Origin of the sequence: Clostridium sp. AF29-8BH (assembly GCF_003478145.1) — a bacterium.
GTDB classification, from domain to species: domain Bacteria; phylum Bacillota; class Clostridia; order Lachnospirales; family Lachnospiraceae; genus Otoolea; species Otoolea fessa.
This window is the reverse complement of record NZ_QUEL01000003.1, coordinates 44415-70601: the sequence shown is the minus strand read 5'-3', so window position 1 is coordinate 70601 and position 26187 is coordinate 44415. Positions and strand designations below refer to the sequence as shown.

The 26187-nt window shown below is 49.7% G+C and carries 22 protein-coding genes, 1 tRNA gene and 1 riboswitch; of the genes, 19 read left to right on the top strand and 4 right to left on the bottom strand.

Annotated features, from left to right (window positions below; translation table 11 throughout):
- Positions 1 to 49: 49 nt before the first annotated feature.
- Entirely contained in the window at positions 50 to 952 is a 903-nt protein-coding gene (locus DWZ16_RS03315; protein ID WP_118522278.1) for an SH3 domain-containing protein, read from the bottom strand.
- A gap of 644 nt (positions 953 to 1596) precedes the next feature.
- On the opposite strand from DWZ16_RS03315, the gene trmB reads away from it, so the two are divergent.
- From trmB to trxA, 3 genes are all read left to right on the top strand, one after another.
- Positions 1597 to 2232: a tRNA (guanosine(46)-N7)-methyltransferase TrmB gene (gene trmB, locus DWZ16_RS03310; protein WP_118522277.1), complete on the top strand. Its 636-nt coding sequence runs from the start codon at positions 1597 to 1599 to the stop codon at positions 2230 to 2232.
- A 250-nt stretch (positions 2233 to 2482) separates the two neighbouring features.
- Positions 2483 to 2626 (top strand): hypothetical protein, encoded by a 144-nt coding sequence (locus DWZ16_RS15395; protein WP_182426662.1) that lies wholly within the window; start codon positions 2483 to 2485, stop codon positions 2624 to 2626.
- 61 nt (positions 2627 to 2687) lie between these two features.
- Positions 2688 to 3005 (top strand): thioredoxin, encoded by a 318-nt coding sequence (trxA, locus tag DWZ16_RS03305; protein ID WP_022359131.1) that lies wholly within the window; start codon positions 2688 to 2690, stop codon positions 3003 to 3005.
- 261 nt (positions 3006 to 3266) lie between these two features.
- On the opposite strand, the gene DWZ16_RS03300 is transcribed toward trxA, so the two are convergent.
- Positions 3267 to 3339, bottom strand: a tRNA-Lys gene (locus DWZ16_RS03300).
- 735 nt (positions 3340 to 4074) lie between these two features.
- Here DWZ16_RS03300 and nrdD point away from each other — a divergent pair.
- From nrdD to DWZ16_RS03280, 4 genes are all read left to right on the top strand, one after another.
- A complete protein-coding gene (gene nrdD, locus DWZ16_RS03295) occupies positions 4075 to 6264 on the top strand; it encodes an anaerobic ribonucleoside-triphosphate reductase (RefSeq protein ID WP_118468978.1) in 2190 nt (729 codons plus the stop codon).
- 78 nt (positions 6265 to 6342) lie between these two features.
- On the top strand, positions 6343 to 6840 hold the full coding sequence (gene nrdG, locus DWZ16_RS03290) for an anaerobic ribonucleoside-triphosphate reductase activating protein (RefSeq protein WP_118522276.1): 498 nt from the start codon (positions 6343 to 6345) through the stop codon (positions 6838 to 6840).
- A 209-nt stretch (positions 6841 to 7049) separates the two neighbouring features.
- Entirely contained in the window at positions 7050 to 7664 is a 615-nt protein-coding gene (locus DWZ16_RS03285) for a hypothetical protein (RefSeq protein ID WP_118493264.1), read from the top strand.
- Positions 7607 to 8023 (top strand): hypothetical protein, encoded by a 417-nt coding sequence (locus DWZ16_RS03280; RefSeq protein ID WP_118493262.1) that lies wholly within the window; start codon positions 7607 to 7609, stop codon positions 8021 to 8023. The genes DWZ16_RS03285 and DWZ16_RS03280 overlap by 58 nt, the downstream gene beginning before the upstream one ends.
- Before the next feature lie 195 nt (positions 8024 to 8218).
- On the opposite strand, the gene DWZ16_RS03275 is transcribed toward DWZ16_RS03280, so the two are convergent.
- Both DWZ16_RS03275 and DWZ16_RS03270 read right to left on the bottom strand, forming a co-directional pair.
- Positions 8219 to 8458 (bottom strand): helix-turn-helix domain-containing protein, encoded by a 240-nt coding sequence (locus tag DWZ16_RS03275; protein WP_022359127.1) that lies wholly within the window; start codon positions 8456 to 8458, stop codon positions 8219 to 8221.
- Positions 8459 to 8675: 217 nt separating this feature from the next.
- Positions 8676 to 9593: an AraC family transcriptional regulator gene (locus DWZ16_RS03270; RefSeq protein WP_118493260.1), complete on the bottom strand. Its 918-nt coding sequence runs from the start codon at positions 9591 to 9593 to the stop codon at positions 8676 to 8678.
- A gap of 447 nt (positions 9594 to 10040) precedes the next feature.
- Here DWZ16_RS03270 and DWZ16_RS03265 point away from each other — a divergent pair, with 447 nt between their 5' ends.
- From DWZ16_RS03265 to DWZ16_RS03220, 12 genes are all read left to right on the top strand, one after another.
- The gene (locus DWZ16_RS03265; protein WP_118522275.1) at positions 10041 to 11984 is read left to right on the top strand and encodes a glycoside hydrolase family 127 protein; all 1944 of its coding nucleotides are present in this window, start codon (positions 10041 to 10043) and stop codon (positions 11982 to 11984) included.
- A 106-nt stretch (positions 11985 to 12090) separates the two neighbouring features.
- Positions 12091 to 12648, top strand: a complete 558-nt coding sequence (locus tag DWZ16_RS15875) for an ABC transporter permease (RefSeq protein ID WP_243015326.1) — start codon at positions 12091 to 12093, stop codon at positions 12646 to 12648.
- On the top strand, positions 12537 to 13025 hold the full coding sequence (locus DWZ16_RS15870) for an ABC transporter permease (protein ID WP_243015327.1): 489 nt from the start codon (positions 12537 to 12539) through the stop codon (positions 13023 to 13025). Before DWZ16_RS15875 ends, DWZ16_RS15870 begins: the two co-directional genes overlap by 112 nt.
- 11 nt (positions 13026 to 13036) lie before the next feature.
- A complete protein-coding gene (locus tag DWZ16_RS03255) occupies positions 13037 to 13966 on the top strand; it encodes an ABC transporter permease (RefSeq protein ID WP_243021911.1) in 930 nt (309 codons plus the stop codon).
- Positions 13967 to 13995: 29 nt separating this feature from the next.
- Positions 13996 to 14160 carry a hypothetical protein gene (locus tag DWZ16_RS15865; RefSeq protein ID WP_243021910.1) on the top strand — a complete coding sequence of 55 codons (165 nt, stop codon included), beginning with the start codon at positions 13996 to 13998 and terminating at the stop codon, positions 14158 to 14160.
- A gap of 11 nt (positions 14161 to 14171) precedes the next feature.
- On the top strand, positions 14172 to 15251 hold the full coding sequence (locus DWZ16_RS03250; RefSeq protein ID WP_118522274.1) for an ABC transporter ATP-binding protein: 1080 nt from the start codon (positions 14172 to 14174) through the stop codon (positions 15249 to 15251).
- On the top strand, positions 15248 to 16186 hold the full coding sequence (locus tag DWZ16_RS03245; RefSeq protein WP_022359121.1) for an ABC transporter ATP-binding protein: 939 nt from the start codon (positions 15248 to 15250) through the stop codon (positions 16184 to 16186). The genes DWZ16_RS03250 and DWZ16_RS03245 overlap by 4 nt, the downstream gene beginning before the upstream one ends.
- 193 nt (positions 16187 to 16379) lie before the next feature.
- Complete coding sequence (locus tag DWZ16_RS03240) at positions 16380 to 18068, top strand: peptide ABC transporter substrate-binding protein (RefSeq protein ID WP_243021909.1); 1689 nt, start codon at positions 16380 to 16382, stop codon at positions 18066 to 18068.
- 257 nt (positions 18069 to 18325) lie between these two features.
- Entirely contained in the window at positions 18326 to 19033 is a 708-nt protein-coding gene (locus DWZ16_RS03235; RefSeq protein WP_118522272.1) for an FCD domain-containing protein, read from the top strand.
- Positions 19034 to 19618: 585 nt separating this feature from the next.
- Positions 19619 to 19738: riboswitch (molybdenum cofactor riboswitch) on the top strand.
- A gap of 193 nt (positions 19739 to 19931) precedes the next feature.
- Positions 19932 to 20372 carry a C-GCAxxG-C-C family protein gene (locus DWZ16_RS03230; RefSeq protein WP_117796806.1) on the top strand — a complete coding sequence of 147 codons (441 nt, stop codon included), beginning with the start codon at positions 19932 to 19934 and terminating at the stop codon, positions 20370 to 20372.
- Between the two features lie 85 nt (positions 20373 to 20457).
- The gene (locus tag DWZ16_RS03225; protein WP_118522271.1) at positions 20458 to 23379 is read left to right on the top strand and encodes a molybdopterin-dependent oxidoreductase; all 2922 of its coding nucleotides are present in this window, start codon (positions 20458 to 20460) and stop codon (positions 23377 to 23379) included.
- A gap of 513 nt (positions 23380 to 23892) precedes the next feature.
- A complete protein-coding gene (locus DWZ16_RS03220; protein WP_181357205.1) occupies positions 23893 to 26187 on the top strand; it encodes a pyridine nucleotide-disulfide oxidoreductase/dicluster-binding protein in 2295 nt (764 codons plus the stop codon).

The following is a 26187-nucleotide window of genomic DNA, read 5'->3' as shown; positions in this document are numbered from 1 at the left end:
TATATGTCAGGGAGAAGAATCACTGCATGTATGGTTCCTTTTTGGCTGATTACTGCGAAACCTGCCGGATAAAGTCTCTGGAAACGTAGGCTTCCTGTCCGTTGTAGCTGATTACCGCCCATTTTTCGTCGTAATCACGGAGATATTCCACATCGGTATCTGGTGCTAGAACACCAATTCTGTCGGTGTCGGTGGATGGTTCCGGACGGACATTGACTGTGTCGGTGGTCCGGTAAACGGTCGATTCTGCGGCAACGGTCTCTGCCTCGGTTTCTGGAGCCAGCGATTCGGTGCTGACGGCTGCAGTAGAATCCGGTTTGGCATCCGTCGCAGGGCGTATCATCTTGATGATCAAAAGCAGCAGGATGATAATAATAATCAGAAGCACTGGTTTAATAATGCTTCGAAATTCAAAAGACGGACCGCCTGCATAGGCGCGCGGACGGCGTCCCTCGGAGCTGCCGGAACGTGTGCCGGCAGGTTTTCCGTTTCCAGAGCCGGCAGAGGGATGGCGGCTGTTCCCACGAAGGCGGGAAGAAGCGGAGGTTGGAGCTGCACTTCGGGAAGCCCGGGTGGATTTTTTTGTGTCATTGTAGTCATTTGCGAAGGTGTAGACCTCCTGCGACAGAAGGTGATGCGCCTGATTGGCGTTGTAGGCGCTGTTGTCTCCCTCATGGATCGCCTTGTTGCCGATCGTGCGGATCTTGTGGTAATGTTCGCAGGTGGTCTTGCTGATTTTTCCGGCGCTGTAGAGGGCATCGATCATTTCCAGAAGGCCGGTCTCCAGGATGCCATACCGCTCGCAGAGGCATTTGACCATGTATTCAAGGGTCTGGCGGGCTTTCACCATCGCCAGGTTATAATTCTTCTGTCCGATCAGGCGCTCGGTCTCGCGAACCCCGCCGTGGATTTGTTCCCAGGTGCTCTGACCTGTGTTAGCTGTTGTTCCCATAGGCATATCCTCCTGTGTATATGATGCAGGTCCGAAACCGGCGTGCCGACGGCTGTTCCCGGACGGATCCTGACTTTTGAATGTCCGGCGAACGGGTGAAAAGACGGCAGCCATTTCGTGACCGTATGTTTGGTTTTGCTCTAAAATTATTATAATATAATCGCTTGAATTATTCATCTATAAAATGATAAAAATTGGAAAAGTTATGAAATTTGTAAGAAAAGAAGGCAAAGTCGGACGGATTAGAATGGGTGGCATGGAGGAGAGCGGTTGCTGTTCACGGGTAGGTATTTTTGGAACCGAAAGCGCCGTAAGATGATGTGATGGTAACGGCGATGTTACTGTTCACGGGTAGGCATTTTTGGAACCGAAAGTGCCGCAAGAAAACGTGAGGGCAGCAGGAATTTGCCGTATTTAAATGCGAAGCCACGGCAAATTCCGTTACTGGGCACGTATGCGTGAACAGTAACACGGGGATCGTAAAATGGTGTGAAAATAGAGCACCTTTGCTTGCGAAATGGGGGCTTCAATGGTAAGATAAGGATAGATCCGGCGGGTAAGCCGGGGCGTCTCAACGGAATGATACGGTACGGAAGAAAGTCCATCCGGGACGGCGCAGATTGTAGACAGCAGGAGGAACGAAGATGAGATTACGCCATATACCGGGCGCAGAGCAGATGATAGAAGAAACCCCGCATGTGGTTCATGGGGCGAAGGAGAAGAAGGGAACCTGGCAGCAGATTTTTGGAAATGACCATCCGATCCGCATCGAGGTGGGTATGGGTAAAGGTCAGTTTATTTTGGAGCAGGCGTCCCGCAACCCGGATGTGAATTTTGTGGGTATTGAGAAATATTCGACGGTTCTTTTAAAGGCGATCCGCAAGAGAGAACAGATGGAACTGTCCAATATCTATTTCTTATGTGAGGATGCCAGAGAACTGGCAGAGATTTTTGGACCGGGGGAAGTAGAGCGGATTTATTTGAATTTTTCGGATCCGTGGCCGAAGGACCGCCATGCGAGACGGAGACTGACCTCGCCGCCATTTATGGCAGTGTACGATCAGATTCTCCAGAAGGATGGAAGAGTCGAGTTCAAGACGGACAACCAGGATTTATTTTCCTATTCCCTGGAAGCTATCCCGGAGGCGGGCTGGCGCATCATAGAATATACCCGTGACCTGCACCACAGCGAGATGGCAGAGGGTAACGTCATGACCGAGTACGAGGCAAAGTTCTCGGCGCAGGGCAAGCCGATCTGCAAGCTGGTAGCAGTGCGGTAGGAAAATCGTTACTGTACACGGGTAGGCACTTTTAGAACCGAAAGTGCCGTAGGAAAACGTGGTGGTAGCAGGAATTTGCCGTATTTAACGGTTATCTGAGCTGGCAGAGCCGGAATAAAGAAAATAAAAGCTGCATATATTTACTATAATATAAAGAAGGATGGCTGGATGCGCGGCGGTGCTTTTTGTGAGAAACCTGGGATCACATGAACGGTGACGATGCGCGCCGTGTGTTTGCCAGAAGTCAGGAATGGATATTAAAAAGCAGCTCACACGGAAACTTGTTCAGGCGACCAGCGATAAGGTGGAACTGAATAAACAGGCGTTAAAATGGAAAAAATCGATGGAAGAGGCAGCAAAGGCACTGGGAGGCGGTAAAAAGAAGCCGTCGTAAAGAGAAACAGGGCACTTCTGTTGACTGCCTGTATGGATAGAACGAAAGGAGGAAATGAGTGATGGAGATGAAGTTTACGACCGCGAATTTTGAGGAGGAGGTACTGAAATCGGAGATTCCGGTACTGGTTGATTTTTATGCAGACTGGTGCGGTCCGTGCCAGATGATGGCACCGGTGATCGGGCAGCTGGCGGGCGAGTATGAGGGAAGAGTGAAGATCGGAAAGCTGAATGTCGATGAGAACCCGGATATTGCAGTCCAGTATAAGGTTATGTCGATTCCGACGATGATTATTTTCCGGAATGGGGAAGTGTTCAGCAAGGAAGTCGGAGCTAGTTCAAAGAAGGAAGTGGAGAAGGCGATTGGGCGGGCGCTGTAAAAGCTGCGTCTTTAGAGTCCGGCGTGGGGCAGTTTGAAAAGAATCGCATCTTTGAAATCCGGCGTGCGGCAGCTCGAAAAAGCTGGCGCTTTTCCTCGCTGTCGGGCATTCGCCCTATAAAGAAAAAAAGAGATAACGGATGCTGCTTATGTGCAAGCACAACGCGTCATCCGCCATCTCTTTTTTTCTTTGCACGCCTCATTGCTAACGCACAAAGTGCCTGCCCCACAGCTCTCGGTCTGCGAAACAAGCACTTGATAGTGCGCCTTCAGGGACTCGAACCCTGGACAAATAGATTAAGAGTCTACTGCTCTACCAACTGAGCTAAAGGCGCTTGTTTTGTTTTCTTGCGGATGCCTCATCCGTAAGACATGTGTTATTCTACTCCATCCAGAATAAAATGTCAACAGTTTTTTAAATATTTTTAAAAATATTTTAAAAGCATTATTTTCGGTATTTTTAAAACAGATAAGGGTATGGGCGAAGGAGACTCAGAGGGTATATGGGATGCAGCCATGGGAGAAATGACGAGGTGGGTTTTGCACATGGGACGGTGGATAAGTCTGGAAAGAACGTCGTGGAAAGGGGATCACAGATTTGGGTGTTTGTAAAGGGAGAAAATGATTTTTGTGCAAAATTCTGATTCGAAAAAATATAGGGGAATCCTCTTCCATTTTTAATCTAATTGGTGTATGCTTAAATACGTCACGACGAACACACTATATATTGTGTTATGAAAGAAAATGAGTTCAATATTTTGTGTGTAATTCTAAAAATTACCTAAATACAAATCAAAAATAAAGCCAATCGTAAGACAAGTCGGAACGGAAAAGAATCCTGTCAGTGAAGGCATCCGGACATGAAAAATAGCCTGTCAGAAGAAGGCGCTTCTCTCATGAATGAGGAAATGAGGGTAAGCTGGGGGACGGGAAATGGATACAGATGGATGTTCGATGTATGCCATACAAAGTAGAAAGAGAAATCACAGAAACAGGAACCGGCGAGTCAATTTATAGATTATAGAAGACAAGTCATAAAACGGGCTTAAGGGTAAGGAGAGGGAACAGGGATGGAAGACACAGTAACAACCAATGTAATCAAACGAAATGGAGAAGAAGTACATTTTGACCGGGCGAAGATCGTAAATGCGATCACGAAAGCGAACGGCAATGTGGAGCGTATTCACCAGATGAACCCGTACCAGATTGAAGCGATTGCAGATACGATCGCCGAGCAGGTGCAGGAGACGCCGCACGCGGTGAATGTGGAAGACATCCAGGATATGGTAGAGACCAGCATTATGGAGATGCGTGGTTATGAGGTTGCACAGAAATATGTGCGCTACCGCTACCGCAGGGAGTTAAAACGCAAGTCCAACACGACCGATAACGGCATCCTGGCACTTTTGGACCATATTAATGAAGAAGTGAATCAGGAAAACTCCAACAAGAACCCGGTCATCAACTCGACCCAGCGTGACTACATGGCGGGCGAGGTCAGCAAGGACTTATCCAAGCGTGTGCTGCTGCCGGAGGAGATCGTCCGCGCGCATGAGGAAGGCATCATCCATTTCCATGATACCGACTATTTTGCACAGAAGGAGCACAACTGCGACCTGATTAATCTGGAGGATATGCTGCAGAATGGCACTGTGATCAGTGAGACGATGATCGAGAAGCCGCACAGTTTCTTTACGGCCTGCAACGTGACCACCCAGATCGTGGCGCAGGTAGCCAGCAACCAGTATGGCGGACAGTCCTTTACTCTGGCGCATCTGGCACCGTTTGTGGACATCAGCCGTCAGAAGCTGCGCAAGAACGTGATTGCAGAGCGCACCGAGTGCGGCGAGGCACTGGATGAGGATATCATCAACCGCGTGACCGAACGCCGTCTGCGCGAGGAGGTTAAGAGCGGCATCCAGACGATCCAGTACCAGCTTATCACCCTGATGACCTGTAACGGACAGGCTCCGTTTGTCACGGTATTTATGTATCTGGACGAGGTCCCGGAGGGACGGACCAGAGATGACCTTGCGATGATCATCGAGGAAGTGATGCTGCAGAGAATGCAGGGCGTCAAGAATGAAAAGGGCGTCTGGATCACACCGGCGTTCCCGAAACTTATCTATGTGCTGGATGAGGACAATATTACGGAAGGTTCGAAATATTGGCACCTGACTGAGCTGGCAGCGAAATGTACCGCGAAACGGATGGTTCCGGACTACATTTCCGCTAAGATTATGAAGGAATTAAAGAAGGGCGAGGTTTACCCGTGCATGGGCTGCCGTTCTTTCCTGACGGTAGAAGATTCCCAGATGCTGCCGAACGGTAAGCATAAATTCTATGGACGTTTCAACCAGGGTGTTGTCACGATTAACCTGGTCGATGTGGCTTGTTCTTCGGAGGGAGATATGGACCGTTTCTGGCAGATTCTCGATGAGAGACTGGAACTGTGCCATCGTGCGCTCCGCTGCCGTCATGAGAGGCTGCTCGGCACGATCTCCGATGTGGCGCCGATTCTGTGGCAGAATGGTGCGCTTGCCCGCCTGAAAAAGGGTGAGACGATCGACAAACTCCTGTACAACGGCTATTCTACGATTTCTCTGGGATATGCAGGTCTGTATGAGATGTGTATGCGGATGTTAGGAAAATCCCACACCGATCCGGAGGCGAAGCCATTTGCACTGAAAGTTATGCAGCGTCTGAATGATAAATGCAAAGAGTGGAGAGAGGCAGAGAATATCAGCTATTCTGTATACGGCACGCCGATGGAGTCTACGACTTATAAATTTGCAAAATGCCTGCAGAAGCGCTTCGGTATCATTCCGGGCGTTACGGATAAGAACTATATCACGAACAGCTACCATGTACACGTATCCGAGAAGATTGACGCGTTCAGTAAGCTGAAATTTGAGGCAGAGTTCCAGAAGCTCTCCCCGGGCGGTGCGATCAGCTACATCGAGGTGCCGAATATGCAGACTAATATTCCGGCAGTTCTCTCTGTGATGCAGTTTATCTACAATAACATTATGTACGCGGAGCTGAACACCAAGAGTGATTTCTGTGAGAAGTGTGGCTATGACGGCGAGATCAAGATTGTTGAGGATGAGGCTGGCAAGCTGGTGTGGGAGTGCCCGAACTGCGGCAACCGTGACCAGAACAAGCTCTTTGTCGCACGCCGTACCTGCGGCTACATCGGAACCCAGTTCTGGAATCAGGGACGTACCCAGGAGATCCGCGATCGGGTGCTGCATCTGTAGGATGTGGTGAAAGCCTTGGCTTGCCAGGTTCGGACGGTTATAATAAATGGAAAATGAGATGGTCTAGGGGAGGAAGATATGTATTACGGAACCATCAAAAAGCATGATATTGCCAACGGTCCTGGCGTGCGCGTCAGCTTGTTTGTGTCGGGGTGCCGCCATCACTGTAAGGGCTGTTTCAATGCGGAGACGTGGGATTTCCGATATGGACAGTTATATACAGAAGAGACGGAGAAAGAGATTTTAGCGGCATTGGAGCCGGGATATATACAGGGCTTTACGCTGCTCGGCGGAGAACCGTTTGAGCCAGAAAACCAGATGGAACTGGTACATTTACTCCGGAAGGTGCGCGAGACGTATCCGGAGAAGGATATCTGGTGCTACAGCGGCTATCTCTGGGATCGGGATCTGGCAGCCGGCGGCGTTGTCCATACAGAGGTGACAGACGAGATGCTGTCCTACGTGGATGTGCTGGTGGACGGCGAGTTTGTCGAGGCAGAGAAGGATCTGACGCTCCAGTTCCGCGGCAGCCGGAACCAGAGGATTCTGGAGCTTAAGAGAATAGGAAGAAAATAATAAGAATGAGATAAAAAGCTGCTGCAGATCGGAAAAAAACTTTCTGATCTGCGGCAGCTTTTTGCATTACAAGGGAGATACAGCAAGCATATACGTGCCTTTGTAATCCGGGGCAGGCTATCATAAGTGGATATTTTCTTCAAGGGGCATAAATAACCCACCTAAGCATCCGCATTTGTGGTAAGATGGACTTAATAGGGGGTATAGCTATGGAGTCTGGAATTCTGATGATTGTGATAGTGGTTATTGGTGTCTTTTATCCGGTATATACAGCCTGGATTTCTCTGGTGGCGGCACCGGTGTATCTAAAGATAGGTTTCCTGTTTGCGATGGCAGGAGCACTTCTCGTCATGAGAATCCTGCGGAAAGAAAAGCAGATAAAATGGATAGTTCTGATCGGCATTCTGGGGGCATATGCCTGGAGTCTGTATAGTTGGTATGACGAAGAGTGCCATTACCAGTATGCGAGAAGCGTGCATGGAGATTCGGGCAATGCTTTGATGCTGTTTGTTGGCACCTTTACATGTCTGATACCGTTGTTTTTGCTGGATGCCGAACTGACCTGGTGGATGGAGTCCCGGAAGAAAAAGAAAGAAGAGAGTCCTGAATCTGAGAAGGAAACAGAGAAAAAAGAAAACCGTCTGGCAGCAGGAATGAAAAACTGGTTTGGAAAGCATCGCCAGACTCTCTGTACGCTGCTTATCTGTGCGATGGGCTGTGGACTTCTCGTGGTTCTGCTATATCCGTATAAGTGCCGGGAGGAAGGATGTTACAATCTGGCCTCGATGACTTATACTGTGAACAGCACTGGGCAGAGAAGATAGAAGAAAGTAAACGGGAAGAAGAGGAACGTAAAAAAAGAGAACGGGCTGAGCTGATAGAATTACAGAAGAAAAAAGAAGAAGAGGAATCCAGAAGCCATGAGGAATATCTTAAACGGATAGAAGAGGATCCCTTGTGGGAACTGAAACAACGGAGTCGTAAAAACACACCTGCGCAGAGGGGAATACCACCGGTGCAAAAGAAGCTCCAGAATCCATATGCAGCGTATGATGCGGGATATGATGATGTTATGGAAGGCGATGATTATGACTGGGATCGCTACCGCCGGGATTCAGAATATGCCGATGGTGTAGATGATGCCCTGGATGAGCGGGAAGAGTATGGACGGGATGACTGGTAAGGTATCTTGCTGGTGGACACCTTATATATAATATTCGGATAGGTTAAGCGGTACTGTCTTTTCAGAGGCGGTACCGCTTCTGTTTTTAAAAATAGGATCACCAAAAAGAGCTGTCACAAAAGCCGGTGCAAACCGTCGGTTGACAGCTCTTTTTTGGCGTGCGATCCGCACATGAAATCACTTGTTTCCGAATGTTTAATACATTCCATCGTAAGGATCTTCTTCCTCATGAACTTCAAATAGATCGCCGGGCGTACAGTCCAGTGCGGAGCAGATGCGGGCGATGGTGCTGAAGCGGATGGATTCAGTTTCATTGTCCAGAATTCGGCTGGCATTTTTATAGCCAAGCCCGGTCATGGCGATAAAACGGTATTTCGTCAGACGCTTTTCAGCCAAAAGTTTATGAATGCGAAGTTTAATCGTGACAGTTTTCAATTCGGAATTTCCTCCTTTGTATACACACAGTGTTACCTTAAATATAAAGGATTTTCAATGTGCGGATAACTGGCTTAAACAATAGCTGATGTAGAGGAACTGATAGATACATTAGAAACGATTCACTGGTTTGGGTATAAAAAAAGAACTGCCACGCTCATGACAGTTCTTACGAAAACAAATAGTATAGTAAAAAAACATCAGCGGTGAATCGCCTCTAAGGCGTCTCACTCCCCCCATTCTCTTCTGCGTAAAACATCCGGTACTGCGCCGGGGTGATGCCGATCTCCTGCTTAAATACGCGGATAAAATAGGAGGGGATCCGCAGTCCTACCATCTCACCGACCGACTGGATCGCCGCGTCGGAGTGGAGGAGAAGCTGGGAGGCGTGTTCGATGCGTAGTTTTTTCAGGTACTGCATCGGGCTGGCGCCGTATGCCTGGTGGAAACTGCGGATTAAGTGGGACGGGCTGTAGGAATACTGGCGCGCCAGATCGTTTAAGGAGATCTCCTCCGTGTAGTGGGCATCCAGATAGTCGCGCAGCGTCCGGGCGATGCTTTCCTTCTCGCGGCTGTAGCAGTACGGCGCATAGAGAACCTGGAGAAATTCAATGAAATCATTCTGGATCTCAAACGGTGTCCGCACGGAGGATGGAAAGCTCTTTTTCTGTGTGTATTTGCTGAAAGAAACCAGGTTCATCCGCTGCAGATACTTTTCCAGCTTCTCCCGGTTGGCTTCCGGCACGGTGCCGGTGCGCGGCAGGGAGAGAATGAAATTCTGCGGCGAATAGTAAAATTTCGGCGCGGCGCGCCGGGTTATGTTGTCCGGGTAAAATTCATCGGACAGGCTGTATTTGCCGTTGGTATAGAAATGCACCCAGCTCGTCGTGGTCTTTTCCTGGCAGACGCGGCTGCCGCGGTGCGGGGTATCGGGGGTAATGATAAAAAACTGCCCGGCATTCAGTTCAACGCGGAACGGATCCTGTTCGAGATATAAAGTTCCGCTGTGAACATAGATAAGATCAAAGACATTTCGGATCGTCCGGCGCTCATGGATATCGCCGGGGCGGTAAACACATCCGCCTCCGACGATAAAATAAGGAAGGGGCGGACAGTTTAAATTAATAAAATTCATGATGTATGTACTCCCGTTAAAAAAAACAGCCACGTAACAGGAATCCTGTCTGAACCGCAGAGAAGCAAACGAAAAACAGGACAACTTTGTCAGGTTGTTAAACAAATTTAAAATATCAATTTTATTATATCAAATAGAGAGAAAAACAGCAAGAATCTGTTTGGAAAATCTCTTATATTTGCAGAAACAAAACACTCTACTTGGGAAAATAAGAGGGGATGAATGAAGAATAAAGAAAAATCAGAGAAAAAGAAGGAATGAAATCAGGCTGATTTTGTTCTATAAAAATACGCGTATTCTTTTCTATAATATGCAAAATGTGTTAGATCGCTTTTCCACTATTTGAATGGTATACTTATAAGAAAACATACAAAAAAAGAAGTCTTTTTCAGATTATTGATAGGCGCTTACGGATAAGTGAATAATAAATCAGGAGGTTTTCTGTGAATGATAAAAAAGGAGACAAGTTTCATTGATTTGAAACAGGTAAAGATAGACGACCCGTTCTTTTCGCGGGTACAGAATGTGGTAATTCACACGATGCTTCCGTATCAGGAACGGGTGCTTCACGATGAGGTGTCCGGAATCCGAAAGAGCCATGTGATTAAAAACTTCCGCATTGCAGCGGGAGATGAGAAAGGAACGTATTACGGGCGTGTATTTCAGGACAGCGACCTGGCGAAATGGCTGGAGGCGGTGGCGTACTCACTGACCGTCGAGGCAAATCCAGAGCTGGAGGCGCGTGCCGATGCGATCATCGACCTGATCGGGCGGGCGCAGCAGCCGGATGGCTACCTGGATACCTATTTCATTGCGGCGGAGCCGGAACATAGGTGGCAGAACCTGACGGACTGCCATGAGATGTACTGTGCCGGACATATGACGGAGGCAGGCGTCGCGTACTATCAGGCGACGGGAAAGACGCAGCTTTTAGATATCTGCTGCAAGCTGTGCGATCATATCGATCGGCGGTTCGGACGGGAAGCAGGCAAAGTAACCGGCATTCCGGGACATGAGGAGATCGAGCTGGCGCTGATGCGGCTTTATCAGGCAACCGGGGAAGAGAGATACCGGAAGCTGGCGGCATATTTTATCGATGAGCGCGGACGGGATCCGGAGTTCTTCCATAAAGAAGCGGCGGCTAGAAGCTGGAGCCGCACCGATTACATGGACAAGCAGCCGCCGTCCTACATGCAGAACCACAAGCCGGTGCGTGAGCAGGATACGGTGGAAGGACACGCGGTCCGTTGTATGTATCTTCTGACGGCGGCGGCAAACCTGGCAGCGCAGAATCATGATGAGGCGCTGATGGCGGCCTGCCGGAAGATGTGGGACAACATGGTAGACCGGCGGATGTACATAACGGGTGGAATCGGTTCCACCTATTACGGCGAGGCATTTACCGTGGATTATGATTTGCCGAATGATACCGCTTACGCGGAAACGTGTGCGGCGGTGGGGGTCTGCTTCTTCGCGAAACAGATGCTGGAGGCGGATCCGGACGCGCGGTATGCAGATATTCTGGAGCGGGAGATTTACAACGGAACCATCAGCGGCATGCAGTTAGACGGAACGAAATTCTTTTATATCAATCAGCTTGAAGCCAATCCGGGCATGCCGACCAACGCATATGGCGAAGAAGAATACACACCGGAGCGGATCGGCTGGTATGACTGTGCATGCTGTCCTCCGAACCTGGCGCGTCTGATGACCTCACTTGGTTCCTATGTATGGTCTTCAAGTGAAAATACGATCTATTCCCATCTGTTTGTCGGGGGAACGGCTACCTTTGAAACAGCGGGCGGCGTGAAGATAGCGCTTACATCGAAATATCCGTGGAACGGCTCCGTTACCTACACGGTAGAACCGGAGCAGGCGGGAGCAGAATTTACTTTGGCAGTCCGTTATCCGGGCTGGTGCCATCAGATGCAGGTGAAGGTCAATGGCATACCGGTTTCCGGGGCAGTCAAGACAGACAAGGGCTACTGGATGATCCAGAGAAGCTGGCAGCCTGGTGATACTGTTTCCTGCGAGATGGAGATGGAGCCGGAGCGGGTCTATGCACACCCGATGGTGCGGGCGGATGCCGGATGCGTGGCACTCAGACGCGGACCAATCATCTACACCTTTGAGGGCGTGGACAACGGAGAGGATCTTCAGACACTGCGGATTCCGCGGGAGGCGAAGATTGAAGCGCTTTCGTATCAGGCGGATCTGCTGGAAGGTATCGTGGCGCTGCGCGTGACGGGCTGCCGGAAGAAAGCGGCGGTTAATCCGGCGCTTTATGCAGAAGATGCGGCACCGGAAAAGATGGTAACCCTGCAGGCAATTCCGTACTATGCATGGTGCAACCGCGGCATGACGCATATGCGCGTGTGGATGCAGGAATAGAGAGATAAAACCGTTTGTCTTATTTTATACTTCGGAGTTGAAAGAATATCCGGGCTATAAGAGAAGGAGAGAGACGTATTATACTAAGAAAGAAGGGAGTACGGACATGAAGAAATATATCGGAAAACGTATCATGATTTCTCTTGTCACGCTTCTGATCATCATCCTGGTACTTTTTATGCTGCTGCAGCTGATGCCGGGATCTCCGTTCAACGATGAAAAGCTGACCGCGGATCAGATTGCGATGATGTCGAAGAAATATGGACTGGACAAACCGTTGATCGTACAGTTTTTCACGTATGTGAAGAACCTGCTGCAGGGCGATTTTGGTGTATCGTATGTTATCTCCAAGGATACCTCCATCTCGGTTCTGTTAAAGAACCGTGTGCCGGTCAGCTTTGGAATCGGACTGGAGGCAGTTTCCTTCGGTGCGGTAGTCGGACTGATTTTAGGTATTCTGGCAGCGCTCAAGAAAAATAGCTGGCTTGATACCATCTGTACTGTGATTTCAGTTCTGGGCGTCAGCTTCCGTCCTATGTTTTTGCATTGGTTATGGCATATTTCATCGGCTACAAGGCACAGTGGCTGCCGCTTCTGTTTGACGGCAAGAAGTTCTTCGCATCGTCGATCATGCCGATGCTGGCGCTGTCGATGTTTACGGTAGCGACGGTGGCTCGATTTACGAGAACCTCCCTTCTGGAGGTGCTGGACAGCGACTACATGCTGCTTGCGGAGAGCAAGGGAATCACGGGACGCCCGCTTCTGGTGCGCCATGCACTTCGAAACGCGCTGATCCCGATCATTACGGTACTGGCGCCGCTGGTTGTCGATCTGATGATTGGTTCCCTGGTTATCGAGAAGATCTTCTCGATTCCGGGCATCGGAAGTTTAATGATTGCAGCGATTCAGTCCAACGATTACAACGTGACGATTTCGCTGGCATTTATCTACAGTGTCATGTACATTGTCCTGATGCTGGTGGTTGACGTCCTGTACGGAATTATCGACCCGAGAATCCGTCTGGCGAAGAAATCGGATTGAGAGGTGATGGCATGAAAAAACGGAGTGACGAAAAGACAGATGAGAAAATGACAGTCGGGGATGTGGCTTCCGTTCGGGAGCATGTGTTATCACCCGAAGAATATTTAAGCCAGATCGAATTTCTGGACGATGATTTTGAATTCCAGCACAAAGACGGCTTTGAACATGTCGATACAAACTTTGCAAGCCAGAGCTACTGGAAAGAGGCAATTGCACGGTTTAAGAAAAATAAGGGCGCAATGTTCAGCTTTGTCTGTATTCTGTTTCTGATTGTGATGGCGCTTGTCGGACCTCACATGAACCAGTTTACCTACGATCAGCAGATTATTACCAACCAGAACATGGCGCCGAGAGTGCCGGGACTGGAAAATATGGGTATCTTAGATGGTTCTGAGACGATCCGTACATCCACCGGAAGCAAAGAAATCAACTATTATGAGAGCAACGATCTGACCGATACCTACTACTGGTTTGGTTCCGATTCGCTGGGACGCGACCTCTGGACCAGGACCTGGAGCGGAACGCGGATCAGCCTCTATGTAGCGGTTCTGGCGGTATTCATCGACCTTGCGTTTGGTCTGACGTATGGACTTGTATCCGGATATTTCGGCGGAAAAGTCGATATGATCATGCAGCGTATCGTCGAGATACTAAACAGTATTCCGTACCTGATCACGGTTACCCTGCTTTTGTTAGTTATGAAACCGGGGCTTATGTCTATCACGTTCGCCCTGATGTTTTCCGGGTGGCTGGGCATGAGCCGAATCGCCCGCGCGGAGGTCTTAAAGCTGAAAGAGCAGGAATATGTGCTTGCTTCCCGGACGCTGGGAGCAAAGAGTTTCCGCATTATTTTCAAAGAGATTTTACCAAATATTTTTGGTCCTTTGATCACACAGACGATGTTCTCGATCCCGCATGCGATCTTTACCGAGCATTCTTAGCCTTTATTGGCCTGGGGGTGCCGGAGCCGATGGCTTCGCTGGGTTCCCTGATTTCGAGTGGATATCAGAACTTTACAAGCCATCCGTACATGATCGTGTTCCCGTTAATTGTCATGGGACTTCTGATGCTGTGCTTTAACATGCTGGCGGATGGTCTGCGTGATGCATTGGATCCGAAGATGAAGGATATGTAGGAGGAAATGGCATGGAGAAAAAAGAAGAAATTTTACGAGTGCGGAATCTGGACATTTCCTTCGAGACGACAGCCGGAGTGGTCAATGCCGTCCGGGGCGTCAACCTGACGGTAAACCGGGGCGAGACGGTTGCAATCGTTGGGGAATCCGGTTCCGGTAAATCGGTTTCTGCGAAGGCGATCATGGGAATCCTGGCAAAGAACGGAACGATCGACCGCGGACAGATCACATTTTCATATTATCGTAACCCGGAGGAACGGGTCACCAGAGAAATTCTGCAGATGAAAAAAGAGGAAATCCGCCGCCATATCAACGGAAAACGGATCGCGATGGTCTTCCAGGATCCGATGACCTCCTTAAACCCGCTGATGCCGGTTGGGAAACAGATCATGGAAGGCATGATCTGGCATTACCATACACCGAAGGAAGAGGCATATGAGAAGGCGCTGGAGCTGATGAAGCTGGTCGGCATCACCGACGCGGAGAAGCGAATCAAAAACTATCCGCACCAGCTCTCCGGTGGTATGCGCCAGAGAATCGTCATTGCGATCGCACTGGCGTGCGATCCGGAACTTTTAATCTGCGACGAGCCGACGACGGCGCTGGACGTTACGATTCAGTCGAAGATTCTGGAGCTGATTCAGGAGATTCAGAAAAAACGGCAGCTGTCGGTTATCTATATCACGCACGATCTGGGCGTCGTTGCGAAGGTTGCCGATTATGTCAACGTCATGTATGCAGGCAAGATCGTCGAGAGCGGCACGGTCGAGGATGTATTCTACGATCCGCGCCACCCGTACACATGGGGACTTCTCTCCGCGATGCCAGATCTGGGAACGGACGACGAACGTCTTTACACAATCCCGGGCAGCCCGCCAAACCTGCTTCACAAGGTAACGGGTGATGCGTTTGCACCGCGGAATAAATATGCGTTAAACATTGACAGTCGTCTGGAGCCGCCGATGTTCAAGATATCGGAGACACACAGCGCCGCGACATGGCTGCTGCATCCGAAGGCGCCGAAGGTCGATATGCCGCCGGAGCTTCGGGATCGAATTGAGAGAATGAAGAAAGAGGGGGGAATCGCATGAGTACAGTGACAGAGACAAACAAAAAGCCCCTTCTGGAAGTAAAAGGACTCAAGCAATACTTTCCGGTCAGCCGGAAATTTACCGTAAAAGCGGTTGAGGATGTCAGTTTTTATATCAATCCGGGCGAGACCTATGGTCTTGTGGGGGAATCCGGATCGGGAAAGACGACGATCGGGCGGGCGCTGATCCGCCTCTACGATCCGACCGCAGGACAAATTACCTTTGACGGGATGGATATTTCCGGAAAAATGAGCCGCCAGACAGAGGCGAGACTCAGAAGTGATATGCAGATGATTTTCCAGGATCCGATGGCATGTTTAAATCCGCGCCAGAAAGTAGCGGATATCATTGCACAGGGGCTGGATATCCATCACCGGTACCATTCCCAGAAAGAGCGGACCGAGATGGTGGCAGACATCCTCCACAAGGTAGGTCTGGCGCCGGAACATGCAAACCGGTACCCGCATCAGTTTTCCGGTGGTCAGCGGCAGCGTGTCGGCATCGCCCGGGCGCTTGTCATGAACCCGAAGCTGATCATTGCCGATGAGTGTATCTCGGCGCTCGATATGTCCATTCAGGCGCAGGTTGTCAACCTGATGAAGGACATCCAGGACGAGACGGGGCTTGCATACCTCTTCATCGCCCACGACCTCTCGATGGTTAAATATATTTCCGACCGCATCGGCGTTCTTCATCTGGGCTACCTTTTGGAGACGGGCACGACGGAGGAGATTTTCTCCCATCCGGTACATCCGTACACCCGAAGCCTGATTTCGGCGATCCCGAACCCGAACCCGGTGGTAGAGCGCAGCCGGATTGCACTGCACTATGATTATAAGACGAGCGGCCTGGATTACGGCGCAGGTACGATGCATCAGATTGAGGGCACACATTTTGTGCGCGGAACCGATGCAGATTTGGAAAAATGGGTGTAGATTTAAAAGAAAGCCGATGCATTCCGGCACAAAATCAACCATAATAAATGTGATAAAATGACCTGTTTAGCGGGTGATTTTATAGATGAGCCGAACCAGCAGACAACTGAGGATAGACAGCCGGGACCAGGAAATGCAGCATGAAACGGGAATGGTTTGGTTTTATTAAAAAAACAAAAAAGGAGGAAGTATTATGAAGCTAAGAAAAGTAATGGCGTGGACGCTGGCTTCTGCCATGTTTGCTGGACTTTTGGCAGGCTGCGGCGGATCGACCCAGACAACAGAGACAGCAGCGGTTGAATCTGGAAGCGAAGAGGGCGGCAGCTCGGCTGAGGGCGGCAAGGTGCTTCGCTATCAGGCAAGCACTCTGGTAGACTCCCTGGATCCGGCACTTTCCAACGACTACACATCCAGTGGTGTTATCTCCCAGTTTATGATGGGTCTGATGACCAAGGATGAGTCAGGTGCTCCGGTTTACGGCGTGGCGGAGAGTGAGGAGAAGTCCGAGGATGGTCTGACCCTGACCTTCAAGATCCGTGACGACGCAAAATGGTCCAACGGCGATCCGGTAACGGCAAACGATTTCGTTTACGCATGGAGACGAGTAGCCGATCCGGCAACTGCAAGTGATTACCAGTTCTTTATCACAACCGCCTGCATCGCAAATGCGGAAGAGGTAACAACAGGTGAAAAACCGGTTGAGGAACTGGGGGTAGAGGCAGCGGACGATAAGACATTAGTCGTAACTTTAAGCTCCCCGTGTGCTATCTTTGATTACCTGATGGCATCCGGCGCATGCTTCCTGCCTTTAAATCAGAAATTTGTAGAGAGCTGCGGCGGCAACTTTGCAACTTCCGCAGATACCCTGCTAGCAGATGGTCCGTTCAAGGTATCTTCCTATGAGCCGTCTGCCATGAAAGTAGAATTAGTAAAGAATGATCAGTTCTTCGGTGCATCCGATGTCAAACTGGACGGTGTTGAGTTCTCGATCATTACCGACAGCCAGACAGCAGCCCTTTCTTTTGAGAATGGCGATCTGGACGTTGTAACCTTAAGCGGTAACCTGGTAGAGCAGTATGAGGATGATCCGAGATTCTCCACCAGAAGTGACGGTTACAACTGGTATCTGACCCCGAACATGAAGAAAGAGGGGCTTGACAATGTAAATATCCGTAAGGCACTGGCAAAATCGTATGACAAAGAAGCGATCACAACCCGTGTTCTGAAAGATGGTTCCACACCGATGGATTACTTCGTACCGCAGGGCCTTGCAACCAATGAAAAGGGCGAAGATTTCCGTGAGGCAGCAGGCAGCGCATACGACAGCTGGACCTACGATGTAGAGGCAGCAAAAGAGCTGTGGAAGACAGGTCTTGGCGAGCTTGGCAAAGATTCCTTATCCTTCACTTTAATGTGTGAAGATACTGATTCTGCACAGGCTGTTGCACAGTTCTTACAGAGCGAGTGGCAGAACAACCTGCCGGGTCTGACCATCGAACTTCAGGTACTTCCGAAGAAAGCCCGTCTGGAATACATGCAGAAAGGTGAATATGATATCGGTCTTACCCGCTGGGGTCCGGACTACGCAGATCCGATGACTGATCTGGATATGTGGATAACCGGCAGCTCCACCAACTACTCCCAGTTCTCCGATGCAGACTACGATGCAACCATCCAGTCCGCAAAGAAGGGCGATCTGGCACTCGACCAGGATGCTCGTTGGGAAGCTTTAGTTGGCTGTGAGAAGACGCTGGCAGATCAGTGTGTTCTGTTCCCGATTTACGGACAGTCTGTAGCCGTTATGACCAATCCGGATGTAAGCGGTATCCAGTACTACTCCGTAGGGCTTCCTTATCTGTTCATCAATGTAGATAAAAAGTAATAAATAAAAACAGATGGATCAAAATCTGAAATGATTTTAGATTCAAAGCGGACCGCAGAGTGAGAAAATGTACCCTGCGGTTCGTTTTTTTTGTTATTTTATGGCATTTTCGCTGTCAAACTGCAGCCTGCTTGTAACGGTTCACAGGTGGGAATTTTCTGAACTGAAAATTCCGTACGATACAGTAAGGGATGATTTACACGAATCGGAAATGATGATACAATCATAGAAATAGTACAGAGTATTGAGGTGGAAAGATGGCAGGGAAAAAACGAAACAGCAGCTTTGAAATACTGACAGCCATGCAGGACTTAAACACCCCGGCGGGAGCACTCCAGCTGGCGCAGATCCTGCATCTTCCGTCCGCCAGCATTGGGCGGGAGCTTCTGGATCTGGAGAAAGCAGGGCTGCTTGTCAAGGTGCAGAACAAGGGGCGGATCCTGACGCCGCAGGGCGAACGCTTTTTGGAAGAAGAACGGTCACGCCGGGAGAAGATGAAGGCGGCGAATGAGCTTATCGAGGCGGCGTCGATGGAGACAGAAAGCGGGCTGGAGGATATTCTTTTGGTGCGGAAACTCCTGGAGGGATATGCGGCGGAGGCATGTGCAGAGCGGATTGAGCCGAAGGAACTTCAGAAATTAAAAGATCTGCAGGCAGACTATCTCTATGCAATCCGCCATGGAAGGGCGGGAAGCGAGGAAGATCTGGCGTTCCATCTGAAAATCGCGCATCTCTCAGGCAGCCCGTCTATCTTGCGGATGTTAAAGCTCATCCTGACCGACCAGGACGCTTATGCGCGCTTCAACCAGGCAGCAGTCCGCTCTGACGAAGTCCGGGAAAATGAACACGAAAGCCTTCTGGCAGCGATTGAAGCCGGAGACGGGGCACTGGCGCGCCGGGAGATGGAGCGGCATCTGGAGCATGTAGGGGAGAACCTGCAGGCGTATTTTGTGGGGAGAAAGTAGGATTTGTACGGATTATAAATAAGAAAAAATTTATGCAAATCACATCTTCGATGCGGAATTTGTATGTGCAAGAATTCTGTTCTTAAATATGCTTGCGTTATCTGAAATAAAAAATAATGGTTTGCAGAATAAAATTTAAAACAGAAAAAGAAAATGAAAAAAGGATACTTAAAAATGTGAGGATTTATAGCGGATAAATAACAGATATTCATGTTTGATTATGAATCAAAAAGATATAAATTTCATATAAGTGAAATCAAAGTGAACAAAATTCACGTTTAAACAAATGAAAATGAAAAATTATGAAAGCGTGTGAACCGTTATTTTTTTAAAAAATACTCGATCAAATAGTAGAAAGGAAGAATACAAATCTTCAAATAATACAACATTTGAACGGAAGTTATGCTGAAATTCTGTAAGTAAACAGATATTACAAGGGTAAAATAGCATGTTGAAAATCCCGTATTGAGGTAAAATAAGGGGCGAACAAGTATCCTGTCGATGTAAAAAATTTCAAAATTATGAAAAATGAGATTGACTTTCGATGAAAAGCAGAGTACCATAGAGGTATCAAAACCAAAATAGAAACAATCTGTTTTTCGAGCCGAAATTGCTAAGCGGGAAACCGTATGCAGTCAGGCCAATGGGTACATCTGGAAATGGAAGTGCCTTCCGCATTTGAAAAGAAAGAGAGATTCGCTTTACATCGATGGATACGAGAAGCTGTCAGGCTTCTTGTATAGATAGGGTATATATGTGCTGACAGATAGGTATAGATATAGGTGTATCCATATCTATAGGTGCAGATGTATATACAAACTCGGATACGTTAAGCGGTACTGTCTTTTCAGAGGCGGTGCCGCTTTTCTTTTTGTGTTTCTAAGAACAGGAGGTGCGGATGGAGCCGGATATTAAAAAACTGAACCAGCTGCTTTTATCGGGAAGCTGCTGCAGTCAGGCATTTGTTTCGCTGGGACTTACCCTTAAGGGCGAGGAGAACCCGAGCCTTCTGAAGGCATCTGCAGCACTCTGTCTGGGAGTCAGAAGCGGGCTGACCTGCGGAGCTTTGACCGGTGCGGCGATGATGATGGCGCTCTTTGAGCCGGAAGCGGCATACAGCGAGATGATACCGGAACTGGCAGACTGGTTTCAGGAAAACTATGGTGAAATCTATGGAGGAAGTGATTGTCATTCGATTTTAGGAGATAACATGGCCAACAAGGCACTTCGGTGTCCCCAGGTGGTAGAGAATACCTACCGCAAGGCCAGAGAACTTCTGGAGGACTATGGCGTGGATCTGACGGATCTGGCAGAGATGCTGGAAAACGCGGATGACTAAGGAATCGTAAGTATTGGGTATGATGCGGAAGGATAGTCGGAAGCATCAGGGCTCTATTTATTTTAAAGAAGGAGGACGAAACAGCATGAAATTAAGAAAAATGATGTTGAACATCAACGGTGTTGATCGTATGTTTATGTGCGATCCGGAAAACGATAAACTGTCAGATGTTCTGCGCCGGATCGGTCTGACCGGTGTTAAGGTTGGATGTGGAACCGGTGTCTGCGGTTCATGTTCCATCATTCTGAACGGACAGGTAATCCGTTCCTGTACCAAGAAAATCAGCCAGGTAGAAGAGTATTCCAAGATTACCACCATCGAGGGTATCGGTACTCCGCAGCATCTGCATCCGTTACAGGTTGCATGGATGAACTGCGGTGCTGTACAGTGTGGTTTCTGTGTACCAGGCTTCATCGTTTCCGCATATGCTCTGTTAGAGCAGAACCCGGATCCGACCCGTGAAGAGGTTCGTGACTGGTTCCAGAAGACAAGAAACGTATGCCGTTGTACCGGATACAAACAGATTGTAGATGCAGTTATGGCTGCAGCTAAGGTTATGCGTGGCGAGTGCAGCATCGAGGATATCAAGTTCCACAATCCGGAAGATGGCAACTACTACGGAAAACCGGTTGTTCGTCAGGATGCACTTGGTAAGGTTTGTGGTCTGACCGACTACGGCGATGATCAGGCTCTTAAGATGCCGCAGGGCGTTTTATATGCAGCTATCGTTCAGCCGAAGGTTACCCATCATGCAAAGATTCTGGCTATCCATACTGAGGAAGCTGAGAAGATGCCGGGCGTTGTTAAGGTTATCACAGCAAAAGACCTCATCGCAGCAGGCGGAACTAACATCATGGCTGAGGGTCAGTTCCATGAGAGAAGTACTGTTATGACACCATCCCGTAAAGTTCTTCAGGATGAGAAGATCTATCGTTACGGTGATGTTATCGCTATGGTAGTAGCTCATACACATCGTCAGGCTCGTGCAGCAGCCGCTAAGGTTACGATGGAATACGAACAGCTGCCAGAGTATCTGACATATCTGGATGCAGTTATGCCGGATGCTATCCGTATCCATGAGGATACCCCGAACATCTTCTGCGAGCAGCCGGTATTAAAGGGAGCAGGTCTGGAAGATGCAGAAGAAGTAAGAGACTTAATCGACAAAGCACCGCACGTAGTAGAAGGAAGCTTCTCCTCCTCCCGTGAGCCGCATCTTTCCATCGAAGGTTGTGTACTTCAGTCTTACTGGGGCGATGATGGTCTGCTGACCATTCAGTGTAAATCCCAGTGTGTATACTCCTCTATCGGACGTCTGGGTAACTGCCTTGGTGTACCGAAGGATAAATACCGTATCATCATGAACCCGACCGGCGCAAGCTTTGGATGGTCTACCAACGCAGGCGATATCGCACTGTGTGCAGCTTGTACCGTAGTTACCGGCGAGCCGGTATCCCTGTCCATGTCCTATGAAGAGCATCAGCACTTCAGCGGCAAACGCTGCCCGGCATACTCCAATGGCCGTCTGGCATGTGATAACGAAGGCAAGATCCTGGCTGCTGAGTTTGATATCGGTATGGATCACGGCGCTTACTCCTGGGGCGGTGACGACGTTATGACCAAACCGGCACGTTTCACCTTCTTCCCGTACAATGTACCGAACGTAGCAGGTCTGGTTCGTGTAGCCAACGTAAACCATGCATTTGGTACTGCTTACAGAAGCTATGGTTCTCCGCAGGCATATACACTCAGTGAGCCGCTGATGGATATGATGGCAGAAGAGCTGGGCATGGATCCGTTCGAGTTCCGTTATAAGAATATCTGCCGTGAAGGCGATAAGAATATCAACAGCTATGTATATCCGCAGTATCCGATGGAGAAGATCATGGATACTATGCGTCCAATCTATGAGAAAGCAGTGGCTGATGCGAAAGCAGCTGACACACCGGAGAAGAGAAGAGGCGTTGGTATCGCATGGGGCGGCTTCAACGTTACTGAGGGCGGCGGCGATAGTGCTGAGGTTGCTCTTGAGCTTATGCCGGGCAACAAGATCCGCAAATACGACACATGGCATGCAATGGGTCAGGGTGCTACAACCGGTTCTCTGGTAGTAACACTGGAAGCTCTGAAAGAGATGCATCTGACACCGGAAGATATCCAGCTGATTCAGAATGATACCAAGACCTGTCCGGATACCGGTATGGCTGGTGCCAGCCGTTCCCTGTACATGGATGGTAATGCAACCATCATCGCAGCGAACAAGCTTCTGGCAGCTATGAGAAAAGAAGATGGTACACTTCGTACCTATGATGAGATGAAGGCAGAAGGCATCGAGACCAAGTATCTTGGCCGTTATGAGACCAACACAACTCCGGGTCTGTGCCGTCTGGATCCGAATACCGGTATCGGCGACCCGACTCCGGCATTCACATACTGCCTGAACCTGGCAGAGGTTGAGGTTGATACCAAGACCGGTAAGACTACCGTTCTGAAATTCGCCTGTGTTGACTTCGTTGGACGTATCGGTAATATCGATGCTGTTAACGGTCAGGCATACAGCGGTATCATGCATGGTATCGGCTTCGCCCTGAAAGAGGACTACGCAGACGTTAAGAAACATGCGAACATGTTTGGCGCTGGTACTTCCTACATCAAGGATGTTCCGGATGATATCAACCTGATTCATATTGATGGCGCTATCTCTGATGGTCCGTTCGGTTCTTCAGGTGCTTCTGAGGCATTCCAGGCATCTGGCCACTGTGCAGTTCTGAATGGTATCTACAATGCCTGCGGCGTACGTATCCATGAGATCCCGGCACTTCCGGAGAAGGTAAAAGCTGGTCTGGATGCAATTGCAAAGGGCGAGAAACCATACGAGCCGAAGAAATACTTCCTTGGTTCCGATATGTATGAGGAACTGGAGAATATCAAAGAGAATCCAGTACAGGTAGGAACCCAGAGCTTCTACGTATCCCTGGATGATCCGACAGCTGAGCGTCCGTTCTAATCCGATTAGGAAGAGGAATGCGTGGCTGCACATAAAGCGGGCAGCTGCGGCAAGGCGTATCGCGTGATTGTAAATAAGAATTAAATAAAAGCTGCTGCGAACCTGCAGAATCTATGTTTAGAGAGGTAGGTTTTGCAGCGGCTTTTTTGTAATAGGAAATTCCTTGGAGCAATGATGCGTACTCATGTGAAGATGCAGGTTGCCGCAAGCGGCCGCGCGAGACGCCCGAATGTGCCAAGACACATTCTTTCGTTATGGTGTATAATAAAAAATATTAAAATGGGTTTCTGGAATTTTTACTTATCGATTGAGGACGGGATAAATGATTCTGGGAGAGGATAAATGGTTACTGTTCACGGGTAGGCACTTTTGGAACCGAAAGTGCCGTAAGAAAACGTGGTGGCAGCAGGAATTTGCCGTATTTAAATGCGAAGCCACGGCAAATTCCGTTACTGGACACGTATGCGTGAACAGTAACGATAAATGCAGGAGAAAAGAAGGGAGGTCCGCCCTGTGAGCTATTTGGAAGATTTTGAAAAGACGCTGGCGGAGAAATGCCATCAGAACGAGCCGCCGTTCTGCCAGGCAGCCTGTCCGTTCCGGCTGGATATCAAGGGGCTGGAAGAAAAGTGGAAAAAGGGACGTTTCAACGCGGCGTACCGGACCTATCAGAATACGGTGGGATTTCCGGATATTGTGTCGAAGCTGTGCAGCCATCCGTGCGAGAAGGCGTGTCTGCGCGCGAAGCTGGACGGGGGAATCGCGATGGGGCTTTTAGAGCGGGCGACGGTCAAGTACGCGAAGCGGAAGGCACCGAATGCGTATAACCTGCCGTCGAAAGGGAAAAGGATCGCGATCGTCGGAGGCGGTCTTTCGGGGCTTGGCTGTGCGCTGCGTCTCTGCAATAAAAAGTACGATGTAACGGTTTATGAGCGGGAAATGGTTCTGGGCGGTCAGGCGAGAAACCAGATGGATCCGGCGGAATTTGATGCGGAGATCGAAGCGCAGTTCCAGTTTGAGGAATTTTCACGCCATCTCGGTGAAACGGTAACGGATCTGGAGGCACTCCGGGCGGACTATGATGCCGTGTATGTGGCAACTGGGGCAGACGGCGCGGACTTTGGTCTGGAAATGGACCCGGACGGCGCATTTGCGACCCGGACCCAGGGCGTTTTCATTGGCGGTTCTCTGACGGGCGGCGACAGCATGAAGGCGCTGGCGGATGGGCTGGCGGTTTCGCTTGCGATCGAACGGTATCTGAAAACGGGCGGCATGAATGAGCCATTTCGAAAGGAAGGGACACTTTTAAAGCTTCAAACGGATGGGATTGAGCGTGCCGAGCGGGTGGTTCCGGCAAACGGGGAATCGTATACGGAGGAAGAGGCGATGCAGGAGATCGCGCGCTGCCAGAAGTGTTCGTGTGATGCCTGTATGCGTGCTTGTGATCTGATGCGCCTGCATGAGAAAACACCGCGCCGTTTGTATGAAGAGGTTTACATAACAATTCATCCCGGTACGTTATCGCGCGATGGTACGTGGGCGACGAGACTGATCAGCACCTGCGATCACTGCGGGCTGTGCAAGGAGGTCTGCCCGCAGCATATTGATTTTAGCCAGTTTTTGCTCGAAAGTATGCGGGCAATGCGGAAAAAGGGCGCGATGCCGTGGCCATTTCATGATTTCTGGCTGCGCGACATGGCGTATGCCTCCGGAAAAGCGGGGCTTACGCGGAAACCGGAGAATGTTAAGCAGAGTTCCTACGCCTTCTTTCCGGGATGCCAGCTCGCCGGTTCGGATCCGCGCTATGTGACGCGGACATATGAGTGGCTGCATTCCAAAAAGCCGGATGCGGCGATCTGGATGACCTGCTGCAGTGCACCTGCCGAGTGGGCAGGCGAAGTGGACATCCACGCGGCACATCTGGAAAAAATGCGGCAGCAGTGGAGAGAACTGGGCGAACCAACCGTGATTTTAGCCTGCCCGAACTGCCGGAAGATGTTTGAAGAATACCTGCCGGAGCTGCCGGTCGTTTTCCTGGAGGAAGTGATGGAAGAGTGGGGCATGGAGAAAGATGCTGCTTTGGAACCGGACAATGCTGAAAAGGGTGAAATGGAAGCAGGAAGTACCCAGCAAGCGCAGTCGTATGCCTTGTTTGATCCCTGCGCCAGCCGCTATTACCCGGAATTGCAGGAGAGTGTACGCCATCTGGCGGATGCGGCGGGGATTACGTGGGAAAATCTGCCGTATGACGGGAAAAAGGCGCGCTGCTGCGGATACGGCGGACATATCGGGATTGCTTCTCCGAGCCACACAAGCTATATGACAACTTCCCGTGCAAAAGAGGAGGAACTGCCGTATGTGACCTACTGTGTCAACTGCCGGGAGTCCTTTGCCGGACAGGGCAAGGAGGCGGTTCATATCCTCGATCTGTTGTTTGGGTTAAATGGCGCGGGGCGCCCGGCGGCGACGGTGACGGAGCGCTGGCACAACCGCCTGGCGGCGAAACGGGAACTGCTTAAGACGTACTGGAATGAGACGATCGAAGAGGAAACACATATGAAATTAGAAGTTGAGAAGGAGCTGGAACGCAAATTGTCAGCGGGTCAGATTTTGATCGAAGATATGGAGCAGGTCATTGAACACTGTGAGCGGGAAGACCGCGGTATTATCGACCCGGAGACGGGACATCGGATCGGGCATCTGAAGATCCAGCATATGACCTACTGGGCAGAGTACGAGGTGCTGCCGGACGGCGGTTATAAGCTCTGGAATGGCTACAGCCACCGCATGAATCTGGAAGGAGAGTGA

What these genes read in the sequence shown, in the direction of transcription:
- DWZ16_RS03230 (WP_117796806.1), top strand. Translation starts at nt 19,932, where the DNA reads ATGGAGCCGGATATTAAAAAACTGAACCAGCTGCTTTTATCGGGAAGC.
- trmB (WP_118522277.1), top strand. Translation starts at nt 1,597, where the DNA reads ATGAGATTACGCCATATACCGGGCGCAGAGCAGATGATAGAAGAAACC.
- DWZ16_RS03270 (WP_118493260.1), bottom strand. Translation starts at nt 9,593, where the DNA reads ATGAATTTTATTAATTTAAACTGTCCGCCCCTTCCTTATTTTATCGTC.
- DWZ16_RS03250 (WP_118522274.1), top strand. Translation starts at nt 14,172, where the DNA reads ATGGAGAAAAAAGAAGAAATTTTACGAGTGCGGAATCTGGACATTTCC.
- DWZ16_RS03240 (WP_243021909.1), top strand. Translation starts at nt 16,380, where the DNA reads ATGAAGCTAAGAAAAGTAATGGCGTGGACGCTGGCTTCTGCCATGTTT.
- DWZ16_RS15395 (WP_182426662.1), top strand. Translation starts at nt 2,483, where the DNA reads ATGGATATTAAAAAGCAGCTCACACGGAAACTTGTTCAGGCGACCAGC.
- nrdD (WP_118468978.1), top strand. Translation starts at nt 4,075, where the DNA reads ATGGAAGACACAGTAACAACCAATGTAATCAAACGAAATGGAGAAGAA.
- nrdG (WP_118522276.1), top strand. Translation starts at nt 6,343, where the DNA reads ATGTATTACGGAACCATCAAAAAGCATGATATTGCCAACGGTCCTGGC.
- DWZ16_RS15870 (WP_243015327.1), top strand. Translation starts at nt 12,537, where the DNA reads ATGGCATATTTCATCGGCTACAAGGCACAGTGGCTGCCGCTTCTGTTT.
- DWZ16_RS03285 (WP_118493264.1), top strand. Translation starts at nt 7,050, where the DNA reads ATGGAGTCTGGAATTCTGATGATTGTGATAGTGGTTATTGGTGTCTTT.
- DWZ16_RS03315 (WP_118522278.1), bottom strand. Translation starts at nt 952, where the DNA reads ATGGGAACAACAGCTAACACAGGTCAGAGCACCTGGGAACAAATCCAC.
- DWZ16_RS03265 (WP_118522275.1), top strand. Translation starts at nt 10,041, where the DNA reads ATGATAAAAAAGGAGACAAGTTTCATTGATTTGAAACAGGTAAAGATA.
- DWZ16_RS03245 (WP_022359121.1), top strand. Translation starts at nt 15,248, where the DNA reads ATGAGTACAGTGACAGAGACAAACAAAAAGCCCCTTCTGGAAGTAAAA.
- DWZ16_RS03280 (WP_118493262.1), top strand. Translation starts at nt 7,607, where the DNA reads ATGTTACAATCTGGCCTCGATGACTTATACTGTGAACAGCACTGGGCA.
- DWZ16_RS03225 (WP_118522271.1), top strand. Translation starts at nt 20,458, where the DNA reads ATGAAATTAAGAAAAATGATGTTGAACATCAACGGTGTTGATCGTATG.
- DWZ16_RS15865 (WP_243021910.1), top strand. Translation starts at nt 13,996, where the DNA reads ATGGCTTCGCTGGGTTCCCTGATTTCGAGTGGATATCAGAACTTTACA.
- DWZ16_RS03235 (WP_118522272.1), top strand. Translation starts at nt 18,326, where the DNA reads ATGGCAGGGAAAAAACGAAACAGCAGCTTTGAAATACTGACAGCCATG.
- DWZ16_RS15875 (WP_243015326.1), top strand. Translation starts at nt 12,091, where the DNA reads ATGAAGAAATATATCGGAAAACGTATCATGATTTCTCTTGTCACGCTT.
- trxA (WP_022359131.1), top strand. Translation starts at nt 2,688, where the DNA reads ATGGAGATGAAGTTTACGACCGCGAATTTTGAGGAGGAGGTACTGAAA.
- DWZ16_RS03255 (WP_243021911.1), top strand. Translation starts at nt 13,037, where the DNA reads ATGAAAAAACGGAGTGACGAAAAGACAGATGAGAAAATGACAGTCGGG.